The sequence below is a fragment of the Martelella sp. genome, from assembly GCF_984369615.1.
Genome location: NZ_CFHTCS010000274.1, coordinates 1 through 6,048 on the forward strand (window position 1 = coordinate 1; position 6,048 = coordinate 6,048).

The 6,048-nt window shown below is 59.3% G+C and carries 5 protein-coding genes and 1 pseudogene; 4 read left to right on the forward strand and 2 right to left on the reverse strand.

Translation table 11 applies throughout. The features are described 5' to 3' along the window. From AC5DC2_RS17945 to AC5DC2_RS17960, 4 genes and pseudogenes are all read left to right on the forward strand, one after another. Nucleotides 1-262 (forward strand): annotated as a pseudogene (locus AC5DC2_RS17945) (GDP-mannose 4,6-dehydratase); the annotation flags it as partial. 942 nt (nt 263-1,204) lie between these two features. After that, nucleotides 1,205-2,362 (forward strand): glycosyltransferase, encoded by a 1,158-nt coding sequence (locus tag AC5DC2_RS17950; protein ID WP_491699461.1) that lies wholly within the window; start codon nt 1,205-1,207, stop codon nt 2,360-2,362. Between the two features lie 81 nt (nt 2,363-2,443). Further along, entirely contained in the window at nt 2,444-3,343 is a 900-nt protein-coding gene (locus AC5DC2_RS17955) for a sulfotransferase domain-containing protein (protein WP_491699462.1), read from the forward strand. Nucleotides 3,344-3,527: 184 nt separating this feature from the next. Beyond that, entirely contained in the window at nt 3,528-4,484 is a 957-nt protein-coding gene (locus tag AC5DC2_RS17960; protein WP_491699463.1) for a mitochondrial fission ELM1 family protein, read from the forward strand. Nucleotides 4,485-4,497: 13 nt separating this feature from the next. On the opposite strand, the gene AC5DC2_RS17965 is transcribed toward AC5DC2_RS17960, so the two are convergent. Together AC5DC2_RS17965 and AC5DC2_RS17970 are read right to left on the reverse strand one after the other, a co-directional pair. After that, nucleotides 4,498-5,166, reverse strand: a complete 669-nt coding sequence (locus AC5DC2_RS17965) for a 2OG-Fe(II) oxygenase (protein ID WP_024706389.1) — start codon at nt 5,164-5,166, stop codon at nt 4,498-4,500. 89 nt (nt 5,167-5,255) lie between these two features. Next, nucleotides 5,256-6,048, reverse strand: a 793-nt coding sequence (locus AC5DC2_RS17970) for a UvrB/UvrC motif-containing protein (RefSeq protein ID WP_491699464.1), incomplete at its 5' end; no start/stop codon positions are given.

Sequence of the window (6,048 nt, forward strand, 5' to 3'; positions counted from 1 at the left end):
GCTCATTCGCGACATCGAGCCCGACGAGATCTACAATCTCGGCGCCCAGTCGCATGTCGCCGTTTCGTTCGAGGCGCCGGAATACACCGCGGACGTGGACGGAACCGGCGCGCTGCGCCTGCTCGAGGCCGTTCGCTTCCTCGGGCTGGAAAAGAAGACGCGCTTCTACCAGGCCTCGACCTCGGAGCTCTACGGGCTGGTGCAGGAAATACCGCAGCGCGAGACGACGCCGTTTCATCCCCGCAGCCCCTATGCGGTCGCTAGTTAGACTGGATGGCGAAAGAGTAAGATATTTTATATACTATGCTTCCTTTTTTGCGGTTTTTGGCACTGCCGTATATTATTTTTTGGATTCCGCCAATATTATTTCCGGAGTTTTAAGTAATGCAAAAATAGCAGGAAAGCAATTTACACCCGTATATTATATATTTCCGATGATACTAGTTTCAATGGATTACAAAAATACTAAGATATTATTCATAGCTGTTATTTGTAATTTATACATGTTGCAATTTGTCTCATTTCGTCAGGTTTATATTCTGACTGCAGCATCTACAATTGCCTATTTGTTCACTATATCAAGAAGATTATCAGGAAAAGCTATTTCAAGAGTTTTGCACATATTTATGTATATTTTGTTTATATTTGTATTGTTGTCTGGAACCCTCTCGAAAGACGGCTTGTCAAAGTTTCTATATAGTATAGCTGACACGATGGAAGCTATTGGTATACCTTACCACTATCAATATCAGCTTGCAATCAAGACGGCCTCAACCCTGAATGGCGTTTATCGAAGTCAGGGTGATTATATATATTCACTATACTACAATAATCTTTTTAACTTCAGTAGATTTTCATTTCCTCATGGATTAGGACAGAAATATAGTATTGGAGATCCCGTAATTTGGCTAGGGAACACACTGGACAACTCAATTATATTTTTCAATTACCATTTTTCTATTTATGTTATGTTAATACTTCTAGCTAGCTATCTTGTGTTTTTTGTCTACAATTTATTTCGTCAAAAATTTACGAACGTATCTGTGTTTATCACATGTTTTCTTGGGTTCAGTCTCTTCGTTTATTTCAGGGCCTATGTCTTTCTGGATATCTCGATAGCGATTAGTTTTGCCTTTTTCCTGACTGCAGTCGCGATTTCGGGTCGCTCCAGAACCTCAGGCGGCCCTGTGCGTGGATCATTGCGATGAAAACCTTCACCTATTTCGAACCCAAGACAGAGGGGCACAGCGCCATCTGGGCCGCCTGGCTGCTCGAGCGGCTGCTGCGCCACGAGGCGGGCATGCCGGTGCGGCTGGCGGCGGGCGCGGCGCTGATCGAGCGTTTGCCGTCCGCGCTCAGGGACGATCCGGCGCTGTCGATCGATCCGCTGCCGGACGGGGAGATGCGCGCCCTGACGGAGGGAAGCCTTGTCGCGCGGGGTCTTGCGCAATGGGGCAAGGCGCGGCGGCTGCTTGCCGAGCGGTCGGGCATCTGTTTCATTCCGGCCTTCGACCACGCGCTGCTCGGCGCCTGCGTCGACCGGCGGCCCGTCGACGGCATCATCACCGGCATCATCTTCCGTCCGCCGAACCATTTCGGCCTCACGCCGTCTCTGAAGGGCAGGGTGGATACGGCCCGGCGCCGCGCTATGTATTTCGCCTCCCGGCGCCGCGCCACGCCCTTCCTGTTCACGCTCGACGAGACGGCGGCCCGTGACAGGATGACCGCCGGTCGGCTGCTGTTTTCGCCCGATCCCGCGCCCGACCTTTCGCTGCTGGCGGTGCCCGGTCGCAAGCCCCGCGATGACGGCCGCCGTGGCCTGCTGATCTTCGGCGCGCTCTCCCGCCGCAAGGGCGTGGTGACGCTGCTGCGCGCGATCCGTCATATCGCGCCCGAGAGGCAGCGCGGCCTTGCCCTGCGCATGGTCGGACGCATCGCCGGGGAGGACAGGGCGGAGATCGAGGCGGCGCTTTCCGAATGCCGGTCCGCAAACCCCGACATGGCAATCGAGCTGGTGGACCGCTTCGTGACCGACGCGGAACTGGCGCAGGAAGTCGTCAATTGCGATGTGGTGCTTGCCCCCTACCAGAACCATGTGGGCTCGTCCGGGGTGCTGTTCTGGGCCGCTGCGGCCGGAAAGCCGGTGATTGCCCAGGAGACCGGCCTGATGGGTTATCAGGCCCGCCTGCACCGGCTCGGCACGACTACCGACACGACCGACCCGCAAGCGCTGGCGCGGGCGATCGAGGGCGATCCGGTGATTTCGCACGAGGATGCCGGCGCCTTCGTCGCCGAACATACGGCGGATAATTTCGCGCGGTCCATTTTTGATCGTCTGCTGAAGGGTGTGAGACACGGCTAGGTCGTGAGACGCTTTTCGTGAGGTCGCCGCTCCGACGGTTTGCGGTGTCCTGATAGCTATTTTGAGGAAGAAGGTCGCGTCATGAACACATTGAGTGGTTGCGTCACGGGAATGCATCGTAGCGGCACGACGTGGCTCGGGACTTTGATCAGCAAATTTGACAAGATGGTCGCGATACATGAGCCATGCAATTTCGGATATGGCCTGAAAGGTGTTCCTCGCTGGTATATCGACGGCCGTTATTCTGAAGACAGAGATTTTGTCGATAGGTTGCTGCGCGAGATTCCTGCCGGATCGGCGCGATTCCAGCGTGATTTCAGTATCAAGCGGCCGGTTCACGGCCTCGCGCGCTTGGTGCTGGGGAACCGGTCGGAGCGTGAGTGGCGCCAAGCGCTAAAGGACCCTGAAAATAGGCTTCTGTTGAAAGATCCCTTTCTGCTGATGATGGTGCCTTATCTCGCGGAGAAAGGTCTGCCATGCGTTGTTTCGGTTCGTCACCCGGCCGCTATTCTGCCATCGCTGAACCGAATGGAATGGCAGATGCCGCTGAAACATCTTGAAGGGCGGCTGAGCGACGCTGCGCAAAGAGCAAACCCTATTGGCCCAATGGCGGAAACCAGTCTCTTCTGGGCCGAAATATATCGGCCAACACTATCCTATTTGCGCGATGGCGGGAACAATGTTCTGGTTCTCTCGCATGAGGACATGTTTGAGGATGTAGAGCGAACCTACCAATCAATCGCGAAATTCCTGGACCTCAGTGATACGGACCACCGAGCTTTGAACTTCGCTCGCGAGAGTACATCGGCTTCTACAGCGACGGCCGAGGGGAAAACCTTGCATCAGATGTCGCGGGACAGTCGAACTCTTGCGAGGAGCTTTCGGCAAAAGACGAGTCCGGAAGAGTTGAAGACCTCTGAACTGATGTTGGATGGAATCTACGATGAGTTGCGCGCCTTCGCCGCTGCTCATGCCTTGTAAGCCCTGTGCTCCGGCTTCCGACGCAGCGACGCGGTGGATATAACCTCACTGGTTTGCGAATGACCACATTTACTTTTCTTGGCGACCCCGACGCCCACCTTGGCCAGCATTGACTGGCGCGGTCCTTCGCGCCACAAGCGGGGAGGGCGTGTGGCCCCGTATCCCGAGACGCAGGGGGCGAGCTTTGAAGATCTGGATTTTGACGGACGGGAAGATCGGCGACCGGGTGCAGTGCCTGGGCGTCGTCTCGCGCCTCGGCGCGCAAGCCGAGGAGAAGGTGATCGTTCCGGGCAAGCCCTGGGAATGGTGGATGCCGCGCGGGCCGGTCCCGCCGAAGCATCGGCCCGGCCGGCCCGACAGCCCGATTTCGCCGCCCTTTCCCGATGTCGCGATCGCCAGCGGCAGGCGGATGGTGCCCTATCTGAAGGCGGTGAAGAAGGCCTCCGGCGGCAAGACCTTCACCGTCTTCCTCAAGGATCCGCGCATCGGCGCATCGGCGGCGGACCTGATCTGGATGCCGCGCCACGACCGCTTTCGCGCCGACAATGTGCTGGTGACGGACACCGGCCCGCATCCGCTGAGCGAGGCGGCGATCGCCGAAGCGGCGAAAGAGCGGCCAGAGGCCTGGGAACGGCTGCCGTCTCCCCGTCTCGGCCTGCTGATCGGCAACCCGGTCTCCGGCACGCGTGACGAGACCGCCGCGCTGAGGCATTTCATGGGGCAGATCGATCACGCGAAATCGGAAGTCGGCAGCATTATCGTCACCCAGTCGCGCCGCACGCCGGAGGCGGTGATGACGGCGCTCCGCGCGCGCCTTGCCGGTTTTCCGCACTGGATCTGGTCGCCGGACGAGGCCAATCCCTACCGGGCGCTGCTCGGCTTCTGCGACATGCTGGCGGTGACGGGGGATTCCCACAACATGGTGAGCGAGGCGCTTTCCACCGGCAGGCCGGTGTTTCCGCTCGCGCCCTACGCGCTCAACCCGAAGCTTGCGGGTTTTCTCAGGCGCCTTGAGGAAGCCGGACAGACGCGGCCCTTCGACGGCCCGCTTCGTCCATACAGTTATGACCGGGTGGATGCGACCGAGGAGATCGCAGCGGCGATCCGGCGCGGCCTTGCGGCGCACGGCCGCAAGGGCTGATCGGCAGGCGGTGTCAGGCCGTGCGGATCGGATCTTCGGGGAAGGCGAGCTGTTCGCGCGCGCGCCATTCCGGCTTCACATAATTGATGATCAGCGATTTGCGCACGCCCGCGATCGGCCGTTTCTCGAAGCCGTGCCAGGTGTTGTCGGCAGGCACGAAGATCATCGCCAGATTCGGGCCGAAGGGCGAGCGACCGACATGCTCTTCCTTGGAGGCGTAGATGTCGGTCCCGAGCTTTTCGTGGCCGGCTTCGTCGGAAAGATAGACCAGCAGCGTGAAGAGCTTGACGCCGATATCGGTATGCGGCTCCAGCCAGAAACCGTCCGTGTCCTGGGCATATTCGATCCGGAGGCTTGATCCGTCGAGACGGGTGCCGAAGGTCTTTGCGATGAAGCCGGACACATCCGGCGACTGGAACGCGGCGGCGACGGCGGCGCAGCTGTCATACTTCGCCTTGTTCTCCTGGTCGAAATAGTGCCGACTCTTGTTGTGGACCTCTCGCGTGCCGGAAACGCCGCCGAGATCCGGCCGCGGAAAATCAAGCGCCTGAAGGTCGGCAAGCAGGGCGCCGGGAAACAGGTCCTTGACCAGCCAGTGCCGATAGGGGGTCGGGTTTGCCTCGGCATTCGCAAACGCCGTTTTCACGTGTTCGCCGACATTGCCGTATTTCGCTTCAGTCATATTGGAAACCATTCTGCGTTTGAACTGGCGCAACCCTACATGCATCGCCGATGCCGCACAACTGTCGGGGCGATGAAGCGCCGGACCGGCTATTTGCCGGGTTTGCCGGTCTTGCTCCTGCGCCGGCCGCGCTGTTTCTGCTCGGCGGGATCCTCATAGGAGCCGGCGCCGATCTTGCCGCGCTTGACCGGCTTGTCATCGCCGCCGCGCGGCTTTTCGGTGCGCCCCACCGTCATCTCGTCCAGCGTGTTCTTGCGGAAAAGCGGCCGCGCCGTGTCGGTGCCCGGGCCCATGTCGTCGAGCGACGGGCGGGCGAAATAGGAGGTGCCTTCGTCGCCCGACGATGTCGGCGCTGCCTCGGCCTGGCGCGATTCGGCCTTTTCCAGCTTGTCGTCCATGCCCTCGAGTTCGGCGGCCTTCAGCCGCTTGATCTCGTCGCGCAGCCGTGCGGCGGTTTCGAAATCGAGGTCGGCGGCGGCGTCGCGCATCTGCTTTTCCAGCGCTTCCAGATGGGCCTGCAGATTGTTGCCGACAAGATGTCCGTCCTTGGCAAAGCCCTTGCCGCCCTTGGCGCCGATATCGGCGCGGACATGGTCCTTCTCGTAGACCGAATCGAGAATGTCGGAGATCCGCGCCTTGACCGATTCCGGCGTGATGCCGTGCTCTTCATTGTAGACGAGCTGCTTCTCGCGGCGGCGGCTGGTCTCCTCCATGGCGCGCTGCATAGAACCGGTCACCTGATCGGCATAGAGGATCACCCGGCCGTCGACATTGCGCGCCGCGCGGCCGATGGTCTGGATCAGCGAGGTCTCCGAACGCAGGAAACCCTCCTTGTCGGCATCGAGGATGGCGACGAAGCCGCATTCGGGAATGTCGAGACCC